The sequence below is a fragment of the Streptococcus sp. UMB1203 genome, assembly GCF_030217725.1.
Classification (GTDB): domain Bacteria; phylum Bacillota; class Bacilli; order Lactobacillales; family Streptococcaceae; genus Streptococcus.
Genome location: NZ_JASOOK010000016.1, coordinates 1 through 13,818, shown reverse-complemented (window position 1 = coordinate 13,818; position 13,818 = coordinate 1). Strand labels below are relative to the sequence as shown.

Below are 13,818 nucleotides of genomic sequence, written 5' to 3'. Positions count from 1 at the left end.
TCAAAATGGCAAATGTAACATTATTCGACCAAACTGGTAAACAAGCTGGCGAAGTTGTTCTTAACGATGCAATCTTTGGTATCGAACCAAACCAATCTGTTGTGTTTGATGTGATCATCAGCCAACGTGCTAGCCTTCGTCAAGGAACTCACGCAGTTAAAAACCGCTCAGCTGTTTCAGGTGGCGGACGCAAACCATGGCGTCAAAAAGGAACTGGACGTGCTCGTCAAGGTTCTATCCGCTCTCCACAATGGCGTGGTGGTGGAATCGTCTTCGGACCAACTCCACGTAGCTATGCGTACAAACTTCCTCAAAAAGTTCGTCGCCTTGCGCTTAAATCTGTTTACTCAGAAAAAGTTGCTGAAAATAAATTTGTAGCCGTTGATTCTCTTGAATTTACAGCTCCAAAAACTGCTGAATTTGCAAAAGTTCTTGCAGCTTTGAGCATCGATTCTAAAGTCCTTGTTATTCTTGAAGAAGGAAACGAATTCGCAGCTCTCTCAGCTCGTAACCTTCCAAACGTGAAAGTTGCGACTGCTACAACTGCAAGTGTTCTTGACATCGCAAATAGTGACAAACTTCTTGTTACTCAAGCAGCTATCTCTAAAATCGAGGAGGTTCTTGCATAATGAATTTGTATGATGTTATCAAAAAACCTGTAATCACTGAAAGCTCAATGGCTCAACTTGAAGCAGGAAAATATGTATTTGAAGTTGACACTCGTGCACACAAACTTTTGATCAAGCAAGCTGTTGAAGCTGCTTTCGAAGGTGTTAAAGTTGCAAATGTTAACACAATCAACGTAAAACCAAAAGCTAAACGTGTTGGACGTTACACTGGTTTTACTAACAAAACTAAAAAAGCTATCATCACACTTACAGCTGATTCTAAAGCAATCGAGTTGTTTGCTGCTGAAGCTGAATAATCTAAGGAGGAAATATCGTGGGAATTCGTGTTTATAAACCAACAACAAACGGTCGCCGTAATATGACTTCTTTGGATTTCGCTGAAATCACAACAAGCACTCCTGAAAAATCATTGCTTGTTGCATTGAAGAGCAAGGCTGGTCGTAACAACAACGGTCGTATCACAGTTCGTCACCAAGGTGGTGGACACAAACGTTTCTACCGTTTGGTTGACTTCAAACGTAACAAAGACAACGTTGAAGCAGTTGTTAAAACAATCGAGTACGATCCAAACCGTTCTGCAAACATCGCTCTTGTACACTACACTGACGGTGTGAAAGCATACATCATCGCTCCAAAAGGTCTTGAAGTAGGTCAACGTATCGTTTCAGGTCCAGAAGCAGATATCAAAGTCGGAAACGCTCTTCCACTTGCTAACATCCCAGTTGGTACTTTGATCCACAACATCGAGTTGAAACCTGGTCGTGGTGGTGAATTGGTACGTGCTGCTGGTGCATCTGCTCAAGTATTGGGTTCTGAAGGTAAATACGTTCTTGTTCGTCTTCAATCAGGTGAAGTTCGTATGATTCTTGGAACTTGCCGTGCTACAGTTGGTGTTGTCGGAAACGAACAACACGGACTTGTAAACCTTGGTAAAGCAGGACGTAGCCGTTGGAAAGGTATCCGCCCAACAGTTCGTGGTTCTGTAATGAACCCTAACGATCACCCACACGGTGGTGGTGAAGGTAAAGCACCAGTTGGTCGTAAAGCACCATCTACTCCATGGGGCAAACCTGCTCTTGGTCTTAAAACTCGTAACAAGAAAGCGAAATCTGACAAACTTATCGTTCGTCGTCGCAACGAGAAATAATATTAAACTAGTCGCTTAAGCAACTAGTAAATCCGCCAGCTCGGTAGCGCTCCATAGGAGCGCAAGCCGCTGTGGTACAACATTTAAAGGAGAAAATATAAAAATGGGACGCAGTCTTAAAAAAGGACCTTTCGTCGATGAGCATTTGATGAAAAAAGTTGAAGCTCAAGCTAACGACGAAAAGAAAAAAGTTATTAAAACTTGGTCACGTCGTTCAACGATCTTCCCAAGTTTCATTGGTTACACTATTGCAGTTTATGACGGACGTAAACACGTACCTGTTTACATCCAAGAAGACATGGTAGGTCACAAACTTGGTGAATTTGCACCGACTCGTACTTACAAAGGTCACGCTGCAGACGACAAGAAAACACGTAGAAAATAAGGAGAACATAAATGGCAGAAATTACTTCAGCTAAAGCAATGGCTCGTACAGTACGTGTTTCACCTCGTAAATCACGTCTTGTTCTTGATAACATCCGTGGTAAAAGCGTAGCCGATGCAATCGCAATCTTGACATTCACTCCAAACAAAGCCGCTGAAATCATCTTGAAAGTTTTGAACTCAGCTGTAGCTAACGCTGAAAACAACTTTGGTTTGGATAAAGCTAACTTGGTAGTATCTGAAGCATTCGCAAACGAAGGACCAACTATGAAACGTTTCCGTCCACGTGCGAAAGGTTCAGCTTCACCAATCAACAAACGTACAGCTCACATCACTGTAGCTGTTGCAGAAAAATAAGGAGGTAAAATCGTGGGTCAAAAAGTACATCCAATTGGTATGCGTGTCGGCATCATCCGTGATTGGGATGCCAAATGGTATGCTGAAAAAGAATACGCGGATTACCTTCATGAAGATCTTGCAATCCGTAAATTCGTTCAAAAAGAACTTGCTGACGCAGCGGTTTCAACTATCGAAATCGAACGCGCAGTAAACAAAGTTAACGTTTCACTTCACACTGCTAAACCAGGTATGGTTATCGGTAAAGGTGGTGCTAACGTTGATGCACTCCGTGCGAAACTTAACAAATTGACTGGAAAACAAGTACACATCAACATCATCGAAATCAAACAACCTGATTTGGATGCTCACCTTGTAGGTGAAGGAATTGCTCGTCAATTGGAGCAACGTGTTGCTTTCCGTCGTGCACAAAAACAAGCAATCCAACGTGCAATGCGTGCTGGAGCAAAAGGAATCAAAACTCAAGTATCAGGTCGTTTGAACGGTGCAGATATCGCCCGTGCTGAAGGATACTCTGAAGGAACTGTTCCACTTCACACACTTCGTGCAGATATCGATTACGCTTGGGAAGAAGCAGATACTACATACGGTAAACTTGGTGTTAAAGTATGGATCTACCGTGGTGAAGTTCTTCCAGCTCGCAAAAACACTAAAGGAGGTAAATAACCAATGTTAGTACCTAAACGTGTTAAACACCGTCGTGAATTCCGTGGAAAAATGCGCGGTGAAGCAAAAGGTGGAAAAGAAGTAGCATTTGGTGAATACGGTCTTCAAGCTACAACTAGCCACTGGATCACTAACCGCCAAATCGAAGCTGCTCGTATCGCCATGACTCGTTACATGAAACGTGGTGGTAAAGTTTGGATTAAAATCTTCCCACACAAATCATACACTGCTAAAGCTATCGGTGTGCGTATGGGATCTGGTAAAGGGGCACCTGAAGGTTGGGTAGCACCAGTTAAACGTGGTAAAGTGATGTTCGAAATTGCTGGTGTATCTGAAGAGATTGCACGCGAAGCGCTTCGTCTTGCTAGCCACAAATTGCCAGTTAAATGTAAATTCGTAAAACGTGAAGCAGAATAAGGAGAAGGCATGAAACTTAATGAAGTAAAAGAATTTGTTAAAGAACTTCGTGGTCTTTCTCAAGAAGAACTCGCGAAGCGCGAAAACGAATTGAAAAAAGAATTGTTTGAACTTCGTTTCCAAGCTGCTACTGGTCAATTGGAACAAACAGCTCGCTTGAAAGAAGTTAAAAAACAAATCGCTCGTATCAAAACAGTTCAATCTGAAGCGAAATAATAGACTAGGGAAGGAGAAATTTCAATGGAACGCAATAATCGTAAAGTTCTTGTTGGACGTGTTGTATCTGACAAAATGGACAAGACAATCACAGTTGTAGTTGAAACAAAACGTAACCACCCAGTCTATGGTAAACGTATTAACTACTCTAAAAAATACAAAGCTCATGATGAAAACAATGTTGCCAAAGAAGGCGATATCGTACGTATCATGGAAACTCGCCCGCTTTCAGCTACAAAACGTTTCCGTCTTGTAGAAGTTGTTGAAGAAGCGGTCATCATCTAATCAAACCTGAAAGGAGAAAACTGAAATGATTCAAACAGAAACTCGTTTGAAAGTCGCAGACAACAGCGGTGCTCGTGAAATCTTGACTATCAAAGTTCTTGGTGGTTCAGGACGTAAATTTGCAAACATCGGTGATGTTATCGTGGCATCTGTAAAACAAGCTACTCCTGGTGGTGCGGTTAAAAAAGGTGACGTTGTTAAAGCAGTTATCGTTCGTACTAAATCAGGTGCTCGTCGTGCTGATGGTTCATACATCAAATTTGACGAAAACGCAGCAGTTATCATCCGTGAAGACAAAACTCCTCGCGGAACACGTATCTTTGGCCCAGTTGCACGTGAATTGCGTGAAGGTGGCTTCATGAAGATCGTGTCACTTGCTCCAGAAGTACTTTAATTTTTAGAAACAAACTAGTCCCCTGGATTTACCTCCAGGGTGCCCTTATGGGCGTAAGAAAAATCAAGGAGAAACCTAATGTTTGTAAAAAAAGGCGACAAAGTTCGCGTAATCGCTGGTAAAGATAAGGGAACAGAAGCTGTTGTCCTTACTGCCCTTCCAAAAGTAAACAAAGTTATCGTTGAAGGTGTTAACATCGTTAAGAAACACCAACGTCCAACTAACGAGCTTCCTCAAGGTGGTATCATCGAAAAAGAAGCAGCTATCCACGTATCAAACGTTCAAGTTTTGGACAAAAATGGTGTAGCTGGTCGTGTTGGTTACAAATTTGTAGACGGTAAAAAAGTTCGCTACAACAAAAAATCAGGCGAAGTGCTTGATTAATCACGAAGGAAAGGAGAAGTATAATGGCAAATCGTTTAAAAGAAAAATATCTTAATGAAGTAGTTCCTGCTTTGACAGAACAATTCAACTACTCATCAGTGATGGCTGTGCCTAAAGTAGATAAGATCGTTTTGAACATGGGTGTTGGTGAAGCTGTATCAAACGCTAAAAGCCTTGAAAAAGCTGCTGAAGAATTGGCACTTATCTCAGGTCAAAAACCACTTATCACTAAAGCTAAAAAATCAATCGCCGGCTTCCGTCTTCGTGAAGGTGTTGCGATCGGTGCAAAAGTTACCCTTCGTGGTGAACGTATGTACGAATTCTTGGATAAATTGGTTTCAGTTTCACTTCCACGTGTACGTGACTTCCACGGTGTTCCAACAAAATCATTTGATGGACGCGGAAACTACACACTTGGTGTGAAAGAACAATTGATCTTCCCAGAAATCAACTTCGATGACGTTGACAAAACTCGTGGTCTTGACATCGTTATCGTAACAACTGCTAACACTGACGAAGAGTCACGTGCATTGCTTACAGGCCTTGGAATGCCTTTTGCAAAATAATATAGGAGGTAAATCTAATGGCTAAAAAATCAATGATTGCTAAGAACAAACGTCCAGCGAAGTTCTCTACTCAAGCTTATACTCGTTGTGAAAAATGTGGTCGTCCACATTCAGTTTACCGCAAATTTAAACTTTGCCGTGTTTGCTTCCGTGAATTAGCTTACAAAGGACAAATTCCTGGTGTAACAAAAGCATCTTGGTAATTTAAGATATCAAGGGCGTCAAAACTCTAAGTGAAAATAGGAAACTTGACGAAGAAACTGAAGTTTCTAGGAAAGTTTATCTTTTTCACACAGAGTTTAGCCCGGGTTCAGTTGGACTTGCCAATTTGAACACGAGCTACAGCTTTGGCAAAACAGACCAATTTTCTTTGGAGCATCGCTCCTGTATCAAATTGCCTATTTTTGCTCTTGCTGTTACGCTCTTTGTATCATGTATTAACTAGCAAGTGCAACTTGCAAACTACTAGTAAGAGGAGAAAAACAAAATGGTTATGACTGACCCAATCGCAGACTTCCTAACTCGTATTCGTAACGCTAACCAAGCTAAACACGAAGTACTTGAAGTACCTGCATCAAACATCAAAAAAGGGATTGCTGAAATCCTTAAACGCGAAGGTTTTGTAAAAAACGTTGAAATCATCGAAGATGACAAACAAGGCATCATCCGTGTATTCCTTAAATACGGACCAAACGGTGAAAAAGTTATCACTAACTTGAAACGTGTTTCTAAACCAGGACTTCGTGTCTACAAAAAACGTGAAGACCTTCCAAAAGTTCTTAACGGACTTGGAATTGCTATCCTTTCAACTTCTGAAGGTTTGCTTACTGATAAAGAAGCACGCCAAAAGAATGTTGGTGGAGAAGTTATCGCTTACGTTTGGTAAAATCAAGATACAAAGCTCGTAAAGAACAAAGCAAAATTAGGAAGTTGGAGAAGTTTGTTTACAAACAAGCCAACTTATCTATTTTGCACAGTTCTTAGAGCGTGTTCAATTTAGCTATTGAACTCAATAAGTATCTTTAACCCCGTGAAAACTGGCCATTATGGCCTGACAATTTAACAGGAGAAAATAAACATGTCACGTATTGGTAATAAAGTTATCGTGTTGCCTGCTGGTGTTGAAATCACTAACAATGACAACGTTGTAACTGTAAAAGGACCTAAAGGAGAACTTACTCGTGAGTTCTCAAAAGATATTGAAATCCGTGTGGAAGGTACAGAAGTAACTCTTCACCGTCCAAACGATTCAAAAGAAATGAAAACTATCCACGGAACTACTCGTGCCCTTTTGAACAACATGGTTGTTGGTGTATCAGAAGGATTCAAGAAAGAACTTGAAATGCGCGGGGTTGGTTACCGTGCACAACTTCAAGGATCTAAACTTGTTCTGGCTGTTGGTAAATCTCATCCGGATGAAGTTGAAGCTCCAGAAGGAATTACTTTTGAACTTCCAAACCCAACAACAATCGTTGTTAGCGGAATTTCAAAAGAAGTAGTTGGTCAAACAGCTGCTTACGTACGTAGCCTTCGTTCACCAGAACCATATAAAGGTAAAGGTATCCGTTACGTTGGTGAATTCGTTCGCCGTAAAGAAGGTAAAACAGGTAAATAATGTTGAGTGGTTGATTCTCAACCACCAACCTATTTTCCAACTTTGTGCATAGCACACGATTTAAAACTAAAGAGGTGAAAACTGTGATTTCAAAACCAGATAAAAACAAACTCCGCCAAAAACGCCACCGTCGCGTTCGCGGAAAACTCTCTGGAACTGCTGATCGCCCACGTTTGAACGTATTCCGTTCTAATACAGGCATCTACGCTCAAGTGATTGATGACGTAGCGGGTGTAACGCTCGCAAGTGCTTCAACTCTTGACAAAGAAGTTTCAAAAGGAACTAAAACTGAACAAGCCGTTGCTGTCGGTAAACTCGTTGCAGAACGTGCAAACGCTAAAGGTATTTCAGAAGTGGTGTTCGACCGCGGTGGATATCTATATCACGGACGTGTGAAAGCTTTGGCTGATGCAGCTCGTGAAAACGGATTGAAATTCTAATAGGAGGACACTAGAAAATGGCATTTAAAGACAATGCAGTTGAATTAGAAGAACGCGTAGTTGCTGTCAACCGTGTTACAAAAGTTGTTAAAGGTGGACGTCGTCTTCGTTTTGCAGCTCTTGTTGTTGTTGGTGACCACAACGGTCGCGTAGGATTTGGTACTGGTAAAGCTCAAGAAGTTCCAGAAGCAATCCGTAAAGCAGTAGACGATGCTAAGAAAAACTTGATCGAAGTTCCTATGGTTGGAACAACAATTCCACACGAAGTTCTTTCAGAATTCGGTGGAGCTAAAGTATTGTTGAAACCTGCTGTAGAAGGTTCTGGAGTTGCCGCTGGTGGTGCAGTTCGTGCCGTTGTGGAATTGGCAGGTGTGGCAGATATTACATCTAAATCACTTGGTTCTAACACTCCAATCAACATTGTTCGTGCAACTGTTGAAGGTTTGAAACAATTGAAACGCGCTGAAGAAGTTGCTGCCCTTCGTGGTATTTCAGTTTCTGATTTGGCATAAGAAAGGGGATAAAATGGCTCAAATTAAAATTACTTTGACTAAGTCTCCAATCGGACGCATTCCATCACAACGTAAAACTGTTGTAGCACTTGGACTTGGCAAATTGAACAGCTCTGTTATTAAAGAAGATAACGCTGCTATCCGTGGTATGATCACAGCAGTATCTCACTTGGTAACAGTTGAAGAAGTAAACTAATGAATTTTTAGGGGATGTGCAGTATACCATCCCCTAAAACTAGATATAGTCATCTATGATGACGTCGTATAGGCGAGTTGATGGGGGAGACAACCTTTTCTCCCTTATCGGCGCTAGCATTTTACAAAAGAGGAGAAAATAAAAATGAAACTTCATGAATTGAAACCTGCAGAAGGTTCTCGTAAAGTACGTAACCGCGTTGGTCGTGGTACTTCATCAGGTAACGGTAAAACATCTGGTCGTGGTCAAAAAGGTCAAAAAGCTCGTAGCGGTGGCGGAGTTCGCCTTGGTTTTGAAGGTGGACAAACTCCATTGTTCCGTCGTCTTCCAAAACGTGGATTCACTAACATCAACGCTAAAGAATACGCAATTGTGAACCTTGACCAATTGAACGTCTTTGAAGATGGTGCTGAAGTTACTCCAGTTGTTCTTATCGAAGCAGGAATTGTTAAAGCTGAAAAATCAGGTATTAAAATTCTTGGTAACGGTGAGTTGACTAAGAAATTGACTGTGAAAGCAGCTAAATTCTCTAAATCAGCTGAAGAAGCTATCACTGCTAAAGGTGGTTCAGTAGAAGTCATCTAAGAGAGGTGACCTATGTTTTTTAAATTATTAAGAGAAGCTCTTAAAGTCAAGCAGGTTCGATCAAAAATTTTATTTACAATTTTTATCGTTTTGGTCTTTCGTATCGGAACTAGCATTACAGTTCCTGGTGTGAATGCCAATAGCTTGAATGCTTTAAGTGGATTATCCTTCTTAAACATGTTGAGCTTGGTCTCAGGGAATGCCATGAAAAACTTCTCAGTTTTTGCTCTTGGTGTTAGTCCCTACATTACGGCCTCTATCGTTGTCCAACTCTTGCAAATGGATATTTTACCAAAGTTTGTAGAGTGGGGTAAACAAGGGGAAGTAGGTCGAAGAAAATTAAATCAAGCTACTCGTTATATTGCTCTTGTTCTAGCTTTTGTGCAATCTATCGGAATTACAGCTGGTTTTAATACTTTGGCTGGAGCTCAATTGTTGAAAACAGCTCTTACTCCACAAGTCTTTATCATGATTGGTATCATCTTAACAGCTGGTAGTATGATTGTGACTTGGTTGGGAGAGCAAATTACAGATAAGGGATACGGAAATGGTGTTTCTATGATTATCTTTGCCGGGATTGTTGCATCAATTCCAGAGATGATTCAGGGCATCTATGTGGACTACTTTGTGAACGTCCCAAGTAGCCGTATCAACTCATCTATCATTTTCGTAATCATTTTGATTATTACTGTATTGTTGATCATTTATTTTACAACTTATGTTCAACAAGCAGAATACAAAATTCCAATCCAATATACTAAGGTTGCACAAGGTGCTCCATCTAGCTCTTACCTTCCTTTGAAGGTAAACCCTGCTGGAGTTATCCCCGTTATCTTTGCAAGTTCGATTACTGCAGCGCCTGCGGCTATTCTTCAGTTTTTGAGCGCTACAGGTCATGATTGGGCTTGGGTAAGAACAGCACAAGAAATGCTGGCAACAACTTCACCAACTGGTATTGCCATGTATGCTTTATTGATTATTCTCTTTACATTCTTCTATACGTTTGTACAGATTAATCCTGAAAAAGCGGCAGAAAACTTACAAAAGAGCGGTGCTTATATCCATGGAGTTCGTCCTGGTAAAGGTACAGAAGAATATATGTCTAAACTTCTTCGTCGTCTTGCAACTGTTGGTTCTCTCTTCCTTGGTGTGATTTCTATTTTACCGATCGTAGCAAAAGATGTTTTCGGACTTTCAGAAGCAGTTGCTTTTGGAGGAACCAGTCTTTTGATCATTATCTCTACAGGTATTGAAGGAATCAAACAATTGGAAGGCTACCTATTGAAACGTAAGTATGTTGGTTTCATGGACAGAACAGAATAAAAGTAATTACTGAATCAGTAATTACTGAGGGAGTGGAGGTTTAACTCTAACATTTGTGAGAGTTTGGTCTCCCCTCTTCTATTTTGTTTTTAAATAGGGGTGAAAAGACTTTTTGCTTCTATTTAAAAATAAAATAAGGAGATCAAATCATGAATCTTTTGATTATGGGCTTACCTGGTGCAGGTAAGGGAACTCAAGCAGCAAAAATCGTAGAACAATTCCATGTTGCACATATCTCAACAGGTGATATGTTCCGTGCTGCTATGGCAAATCAAACTGAAATGGGTGTTCTTGCTAAGTCATATATTGACAAGGGTGAATTAGTTCCTGATGAAGTTACAAATGGAATCGTAAAAGAACGTCTTTCACAAGATGATATTAAAGAAACAGGATTCTTATTGGATGGTTACCCACGTACAATCGAACAAGCTCATGCCTTGGACAAAACATTGGCTGAACTTGGCATCGAACTAGAAGGTGTTATCAACATCGAAGTGAATCCAGACAGCCTCTTGGAACGTTTGAGTGGCCGTATCATCCACCGCGTAACTGGAGAAACTTTCCACAAGGTCTTTAACCCACCAGTTGACTATAAAGAAGAAGATTACTACCAACGTGAAGATGATAAGCCTGAGACAGTAAAACGTCGTTTGGACGTTAATATTGCTCAAGGGGAACCAATCATTGCTCACTACCGTGCCAAAGGTTTGGTTCATGACATCGAAGGTAATCAAGATATCAATGATGTCTTCTCAGATATCGAAAAAGTATTGACAAATTTAAAATAAAGCGTTTTTCACACTTGCAAAAATCCGCTACAAATGTTATACTGAGATAGTCTGACTTATAATTGTTGTCTCTGTGTCTAGAGGCATCGAATCGAAATTTATGGAGGTGCTTTTGCGTGGCAAAAGACGATGTGATTGAAGTTGAAGGCAAAGTAGTTGATACAATGCCGAATGCAATGTTTACGGTTGAACTTGAAAATGGACATCAGATTTTAGCAACAGTTTCTGGTAAAATTCGTAAAAACTATATTCGTATTTTAGCGGGAGATCGTGTTACTGTCGAAATGAGTCCATATGACTTGACACGTGGACGTATCACTTACCGCTTTAAATAATCGAAAAACTTGGAGGGATAAGAAATGAAAGTAAGACCATCGGTCAAACCAATTTGCGAATACTGTAAAGTTATTCGTCGTAATGGTCGTGTTATGGTAATTTGCCCAGCAAATCCAAAACACAAACAACGTCAAGGATAAGATAGAAAGGAGAAAACATGGCTCGTATTGCTGGAGTTGACATTCCAAATGACAAACGCGTAGTAATCTCATTGACTTATGTTTATGGTATCGGACTTGCAACATCTAAGAAAATTTTAGCTGCTGCTGGAATCTCAGAAGATGTTCGTGTACGTGATCTTACATCAGATCAAGAAGATGCTATCCGTCGTGAAGTGGATGCAATCAAAGTTGAAGGTGACCTTCGTCGTGAAGTAAACTTGAACATCAAACGTTTGATGGAAATCGGTTCATACCGTGGTATCCGTCACCGTCGTGGACTTCCTGTCCGTGGACAAAACACTAAAAACAACGCTCGCACTCGTAAAGGTAAAGCTGTTGCGATTGCTGGTAAGAAAAAATAATATAGGAGGTAAAAGTCTTGGCTAAACCAACACGTAAACGTCGTGTGAAAAAGAATATCGAATCTGGTATTGCTCATATTCACGCTACATTTAATAACACTATTGTTATGATTACTGATGTGCATGGTAATGCAATTGCTTGGTCATCAGCTGGTGCTCTTGGTTTCAAAGGTTCTCGTAAATCTACACCATTCGCTGCTCAAATGGCTTCTGAAGCTGCTGCTAAATCTGCACAAGAACACGGTCTTAAATCAGTTGAAGTTACTGTAAAAGGTCCAGGTTCTGGTCGTGAGTCAGCTATTCGTGCGCTTGCTGCCGCTGGTCTTGAAGTAACAGCAATTCGTGATGTGACTCCAGTGCCACACAATGGTGCTCGTCCTCCAAAACGTCGCCGTGTATAATCATCGCATTACACTGCTTTTCGTTTAAGAGGGAGTAACTAAATGATCGAGTTTGAAAAACCAAATATAACAAAAATTGATGAAAATAAAGATTATGGCAAGTTTGTAATCGAACCACTTGAACGTGGCTACGGTACAACTCTTGGTAACTCTCTTCGTCGTGTACTTCTAGCTTCTCTACCAGGAGCAGCTGTGACATCTATCAATATTGATGGTGTGTTGCATGAGTTTGACACAGTTCCAGGTGTTCGTGAAGACGTGATGCAAATCATTCTGAACATTAAAGGAATTGCAGTGAAATCGTACGTTGAAGACGAAAAAATCATCGAACTAGATGTTGAAGGTCCTGCTGAAGTAACAGCTGGTGACATTTTGACAGATAGCGATATTGAAATTGTAAATCCAGATCATTATCTCTTTACAATCGGTGAAGGTTCTTCTCTAAAAGCGACTATGACTGTTAACAGTGGTCGTGGATATGTACCTGCCGATGAAAATAAAAAGGATAATGCACCAGTTGGAACACTTGCTGTAGATTCTATTTATACACCAGTTACAAAAGTCAACTATCAAGTGGAACCTGCTCGTGTAGGTAGCAATGATGGATTTGACAAATTAACCCTTGAAATCTTGACAAATGGAACAATTATTCCAGAAGATGCTTTAGGGCTTTCAGCACGTATTTTGACAGAACATCTTGATTTGTTTACAAATCTTACTGAGATTGCTAAGTCAACTGAAGTGATGAAAGAAGCTGATACTGAATCTGACGACCGTATTTTGGATCGTACGATTGAGGAACTGGACTTGTCTGTGCGTTCATACAACTGTTTGAAACGTGCCGGTATCAATACTGTGCATGATTTGACAGAAAAATCTGAAGCAGAGATGATGAAAGTACGAAATCTTGGACGCAAGAGTTTGGAAGAAGTGAAACTCAAACTCATTGATTTGGGTCTTGGATTAAAAGATAAATAAAGGAGGAATAAATGGCTTACCGTAAACTAGGACGCACTAGCTCACAACGTAAAGCAATGCTTCGCGATTTGACCACTGACCTTTTGATCAACGAATCAATCGTGACAACTGAAGCTCGTGCTAAAGAAATCCGTAAAACTGTTGAAAAAATGATTACTCTAGGTAAACGTGGTGATTTGCATGCACGTCGTCAAGCAGCTGCTTTCGTACGTAATGAAATCGCATCTGAAAACTATGATGAAGCAACTGATAAGTACACTTCTACTACAGCACTTCAAAAATTGTTCTCAGAAATCGCACCTCGTTATGCTGAACGTAACGGTGGATACACTCGTATCCTTAAAACTGAACCACGTCGTGGTGATGCAGCGCCAATGGCGATCATCGAATTAGTATAAAATCATCAATTTTGTTGAGTGTTATGATGATGGAGTCTTGTGCTCTTAGTCTAGCTCTGGTCTACCGCTAGGATTTCGGTCCTAGCGGGAACACTCATCATAAGTTGGGATAGTAGACGCTTGTTTACGAAATTGTTTTTTTCTTAAGAACAACTTCGTAAGCAGGCGTTTTTGAGTATTTTAGTTAGAATTATGCTATACTATTTGAAAAGAGGCTCTTTGTCAACTGTAGTGGGTTGAATAAAAGCTAAAACCGAGAAAGGACAAATTTCGTCCTT

The 13,818-nt window shown here is 40.5% G+C and carries 27 protein-coding genes; all 27 read left to right on the top strand.

Annotation, left to right across the window (positions count from 1 at the left end):
• Positions 1-5 precede the first annotated feature (5 nt).
• The 27 genes from rplD to rplQ all read left to right on the top strand — a co-directional run bounded on the left by rplD (position 6) and on the right by rplQ (position 13,540).
• Positions 6-629 (top strand): 50S ribosomal protein L4, encoded by a 624-nt coding sequence (gene rplD / locus QP439_RS05520; protein ID WP_000024549.1) that lies wholly within the window; start codon positions 6-8, stop codon positions 627-629.
• Positions 629-925, top strand: coding sequence for a 50S ribosomal protein L23 (locus QP439_RS05515; protein ID WP_001055347.1), 297 nt, complete (start codon positions 629-631; stop codon positions 923-925). The genes rplD and QP439_RS05515 overlap by 1 nt, the downstream gene beginning before the upstream one ends.
• 17 nt (positions 926-942) lie before the next feature.
• On the top strand, positions 943-1,776 hold the full coding sequence (gene rplB / locus QP439_RS05510) for a 50S ribosomal protein L2 (RefSeq protein WP_000512911.1): 834 nt from the start codon (positions 943-945) through the stop codon (positions 1,774-1,776).
• A 103-nt stretch (positions 1,777-1,879) separates the two neighbouring features.
• Positions 1,880-2,161, top strand: coding sequence for a 30S ribosomal protein S19 (rpsS, locus tag QP439_RS05505; protein ID WP_000533766.1), 282 nt, complete (start codon positions 1,880-1,882; stop codon positions 2,159-2,161).
• Positions 2,162-2,172: 11 nt separating this feature from the next.
• Entirely contained in the window at positions 2,173-2,517 is a 345-nt protein-coding gene (rplV, locus tag QP439_RS05500; protein WP_000818137.1) for a 50S ribosomal protein L22, read from the top strand.
• Positions 2,518-2,529: 12 nt separating this feature from the next.
• Positions 2,530-3,183 carry a 30S ribosomal protein S3 gene (gene rpsC / locus QP439_RS05495; protein WP_000529936.1) on the top strand — a complete coding sequence of 218 codons (654 nt, stop codon included), beginning with the start codon at positions 2,530-2,532 and terminating at the stop codon, positions 3,181-3,183.
• 3 nt (positions 3,184-3,186) lie between these two features.
• Complete coding sequence (rplP, locus tag QP439_RS05490; RefSeq protein WP_000960946.1) at positions 3,187-3,600, top strand: 50S ribosomal protein L16; 414 nt, start codon at positions 3,187-3,189, stop codon at positions 3,598-3,600.
• Between the two features lie 9 nt (positions 3,601-3,609).
• The gene (gene rpmC / locus QP439_RS05485) at positions 3,610-3,816 is read left to right on the top strand and encodes a 50S ribosomal protein L29 (RefSeq protein ID WP_000772918.1); all 207 of its coding nucleotides are present in this window, start codon (positions 3,610-3,612) and stop codon (positions 3,814-3,816) included.
• A gap of 24 nt (positions 3,817-3,840) precedes the next feature.
• Positions 3,841-4,101, top strand: a complete 261-nt coding sequence (gene rpsQ / locus QP439_RS05480; protein ID WP_000440801.1) for a 30S ribosomal protein S17 — start codon at positions 3,841-3,843, stop codon at positions 4,099-4,101.
• Between the two features lie 25 nt (positions 4,102-4,126).
• Positions 4,127-4,495: a 50S ribosomal protein L14 gene (rplN, locus tag QP439_RS05475; protein WP_000616545.1), complete on the top strand. Its 369-nt coding sequence runs from the start codon at positions 4,127-4,129 to the stop codon at positions 4,493-4,495.
• A gap of 78 nt (positions 4,496-4,573) precedes the next feature.
• Positions 4,574-4,879, top strand: a complete 306-nt coding sequence (rplX, locus tag QP439_RS05470) for a 50S ribosomal protein L24 (protein ID WP_000497691.1) — start codon at positions 4,574-4,576, stop codon at positions 4,877-4,879.
• 23 nt (positions 4,880-4,902) lie between these two features.
• Positions 4,903-5,445 carry a 50S ribosomal protein L5 gene (gene rplE, locus QP439_RS05465; RefSeq protein ID WP_000013542.1) on the top strand — a complete coding sequence of 181 codons (543 nt, stop codon included), beginning with the start codon at positions 4,903-4,905 and terminating at the stop codon, positions 5,443-5,445.
• Between the two features lie 17 nt (positions 5,446-5,462).
• On the top strand, positions 5,463-5,648 hold the full coding sequence (locus QP439_RS05460; protein ID WP_001085697.1) for a type Z 30S ribosomal protein S14: 186 nt from the start codon (positions 5,463-5,465) through the stop codon (positions 5,646-5,648).
• Between the two features lie 284 nt (positions 5,649-5,932).
• Positions 5,933-6,331 carry a 30S ribosomal protein S8 gene (gene rpsH / locus QP439_RS05455; RefSeq protein WP_000245504.1) on the top strand — a complete coding sequence of 133 codons (399 nt, stop codon included), beginning with the start codon at positions 5,933-5,935 and terminating at the stop codon, positions 6,329-6,331.
• Positions 6,332-6,523: 192 nt separating this feature from the next.
• The gene (rplF, locus tag QP439_RS05450; protein ID WP_000086626.1) at positions 6,524-7,060 is read left to right on the top strand and encodes a 50S ribosomal protein L6; all 537 of its coding nucleotides are present in this window, start codon (positions 6,524-6,526) and stop codon (positions 7,058-7,060) included.
• A gap of 83 nt (positions 7,061-7,143) precedes the next feature.
• A complete protein-coding gene (rplR, locus tag QP439_RS05445; RefSeq protein ID WP_000624044.1) occupies positions 7,144-7,500 on the top strand; it encodes a 50S ribosomal protein L18 in 357 nt (118 codons plus the stop codon).
• A 17-nt stretch (positions 7,501-7,517) separates the two neighbouring features.
• Complete coding sequence (gene rpsE / locus QP439_RS05440; protein ID WP_000874202.1) at positions 7,518-8,012, top strand: 30S ribosomal protein S5; 495 nt, start codon at positions 7,518-7,520, stop codon at positions 8,010-8,012.
• A gap of 13 nt (positions 8,013-8,025) precedes the next feature.
• Positions 8,026-8,208 (top strand): 50S ribosomal protein L30, encoded by a 183-nt coding sequence (gene rpmD / locus QP439_RS05435; RefSeq protein WP_000057241.1) that lies wholly within the window; start codon positions 8,026-8,028, stop codon positions 8,206-8,208.
• Positions 8,209-8,352: 144 nt separating this feature from the next.
• Positions 8,353-8,793 (top strand): 50S ribosomal protein L15, encoded by a 441-nt coding sequence (rplO, locus tag QP439_RS05430; RefSeq protein WP_000766087.1) that lies wholly within the window; start codon positions 8,353-8,355, stop codon positions 8,791-8,793.
• Between the two features lie 12 nt (positions 8,794-8,805).
• On the top strand, positions 8,806-10,116 hold the full coding sequence (gene secY, locus QP439_RS05425; RefSeq protein ID WP_000465403.1) for a preprotein translocase subunit SecY: 1,311 nt from the start codon (positions 8,806-8,808) through the stop codon (positions 10,114-10,116).
• 149 nt (positions 10,117-10,265) lie between these two features.
• Positions 10,266-10,904 (top strand): adenylate kinase, encoded by a 639-nt coding sequence (locus tag QP439_RS05420; RefSeq protein ID WP_001050436.1) that lies wholly within the window; start codon positions 10,266-10,268, stop codon positions 10,902-10,904.
• Between the two features lie 116 nt (positions 10,905-11,020).
• Positions 11,021-11,239 carry a translation initiation factor IF-1 gene (gene infA / locus QP439_RS05415; protein ID WP_001029883.1) on the top strand — a complete coding sequence of 73 codons (219 nt, stop codon included), beginning with the start codon at positions 11,021-11,023 and terminating at the stop codon, positions 11,237-11,239.
• A 24-nt stretch (positions 11,240-11,263) separates the two neighbouring features.
• Positions 11,264-11,380, top strand: coding sequence for a 50S ribosomal protein L36 (gene rpmJ, locus QP439_RS05410; RefSeq protein ID WP_001808836.1), 117 nt, complete (start codon positions 11,264-11,266; stop codon positions 11,378-11,380).
• A 17-nt stretch (positions 11,381-11,397) separates the two neighbouring features.
• Positions 11,398-11,763: a 30S ribosomal protein S13 gene (rpsM, locus tag QP439_RS05405; protein WP_000090781.1), complete on the top strand. Its 366-nt coding sequence runs from the start codon at positions 11,398-11,400 to the stop codon at positions 11,761-11,763.
• Between the two features lie 17 nt (positions 11,764-11,780).
• Entirely contained in the window at positions 11,781-12,164 is a 384-nt protein-coding gene (gene rpsK, locus QP439_RS05400; RefSeq protein ID WP_001118385.1) for a 30S ribosomal protein S11, read from the top strand.
• A gap of 42 nt (positions 12,165-12,206) precedes the next feature.
• Positions 12,207-13,142 (top strand): DNA-directed RNA polymerase subunit alpha, encoded by a 936-nt coding sequence (locus QP439_RS05395; RefSeq protein WP_000568988.1) that lies wholly within the window; start codon positions 12,207-12,209, stop codon positions 13,140-13,142.
• A gap of 11 nt (positions 13,143-13,153) precedes the next feature.
• Positions 13,154-13,540, top strand: a complete 387-nt coding sequence (rplQ, locus tag QP439_RS05390) for a 50S ribosomal protein L17 (RefSeq protein WP_000331493.1) — start codon at positions 13,154-13,156, stop codon at positions 13,538-13,540.
• The last annotated feature ends 278 nt before the right edge of the window (positions 13,541-13,818 follow it).

Excerpts from the sequence above, each read along its gene's own strand:
- QP439_RS05395 (WP_000568988.1), top strand. The coding sequence starts at position 12,207 with ATGATCGAGTTTGAAAAACCAAATATAACAAAAATTGATGAAAATAAA.
- rplD (WP_000024549.1), top strand. The coding sequence starts at position 6 with ATGGCAAATGTAACATTATTCGACCAAACTGGTAAACAAGCTGGCGAA.
- QP439_RS05460 (WP_001085697.1), top strand. The coding sequence starts at position 5,463 with ATGGCTAAAAAATCAATGATTGCTAAGAACAAACGTCCAGCGAAGTTC.
- rpmD (WP_000057241.1), top strand. The coding sequence starts at position 8,026 with ATGGCTCAAATTAAAATTACTTTGACTAAGTCTCCAATCGGACGCATT.
- rplO (WP_000766087.1), top strand. The coding sequence starts at position 8,353 with ATGAAACTTCATGAATTGAAACCTGCAGAAGGTTCTCGTAAAGTACGT.
- rpsS (WP_000533766.1), top strand. The coding sequence starts at position 1,880 with ATGGGACGCAGTCTTAAAAAAGGACCTTTCGTCGATGAGCATTTGATG.
- QP439_RS05420 (WP_001050436.1), top strand. The coding sequence starts at position 10,266 with ATGAATCTTTTGATTATGGGCTTACCTGGTGCAGGTAAGGGAACTCAA.
- rpsE (WP_000874202.1), top strand. The coding sequence starts at position 7,518 with ATGGCATTTAAAGACAATGCAGTTGAATTAGAAGAACGCGTAGTTGCT.
- rplF (WP_000086626.1), top strand. The coding sequence starts at position 6,524 with ATGTCACGTATTGGTAATAAAGTTATCGTGTTGCCTGCTGGTGTTGAA.
- rpmC (WP_000772918.1), top strand. The coding sequence starts at position 3,610 with ATGAAACTTAATGAAGTAAAAGAATTTGTTAAAGAACTTCGTGGTCTT.
- rplQ (WP_000331493.1), top strand. The coding sequence starts at position 13,154 with ATGGCTTACCGTAAACTAGGACGCACTAGCTCACAACGTAAAGCAATG.
- rplE (WP_000013542.1), top strand. The coding sequence starts at position 4,903 with ATGGCAAATCGTTTAAAAGAAAAATATCTTAATGAAGTAGTTCCTGCT.
- rpsQ (WP_000440801.1), top strand. The coding sequence starts at position 3,841 with ATGGAACGCAATAATCGTAAAGTTCTTGTTGGACGTGTTGTATCTGAC.
- rplX (WP_000497691.1), top strand. The coding sequence starts at position 4,574 with ATGTTTGTAAAAAAAGGCGACAAAGTTCGCGTAATCGCTGGTAAAGAT.
- rplN (WP_000616545.1), top strand. The coding sequence starts at position 4,127 with ATGATTCAAACAGAAACTCGTTTGAAAGTCGCAGACAACAGCGGTGCT.
- rplP (WP_000960946.1), top strand. The coding sequence starts at position 3,187 with ATGTTAGTACCTAAACGTGTTAAACACCGTCGTGAATTCCGTGGAAAA.
- rpsM (WP_000090781.1), top strand. The coding sequence starts at position 11,398 with ATGGCTCGTATTGCTGGAGTTGACATTCCAAATGACAAACGCGTAGTA.
- rpsH (WP_000245504.1), top strand. The coding sequence starts at position 5,933 with ATGGTTATGACTGACCCAATCGCAGACTTCCTAACTCGTATTCGTAAC.
- rplV (WP_000818137.1), top strand. The coding sequence starts at position 2,173 with ATGGCAGAAATTACTTCAGCTAAAGCAATGGCTCGTACAGTACGTGTT.
- QP439_RS05515 (WP_001055347.1), top strand. The coding sequence starts at position 629 with ATGAATTTGTATGATGTTATCAAAAAACCTGTAATCACTGAAAGCTCA.
- rpmJ (WP_001808836.1), top strand. The coding sequence starts at position 11,264 with ATGAAAGTAAGACCATCGGTCAAACCAATTTGCGAATACTGTAAAGTT.
- secY (WP_000465403.1), top strand. The coding sequence starts at position 8,806 with ATGTTTTTTAAATTATTAAGAGAAGCTCTTAAAGTCAAGCAGGTTCGA.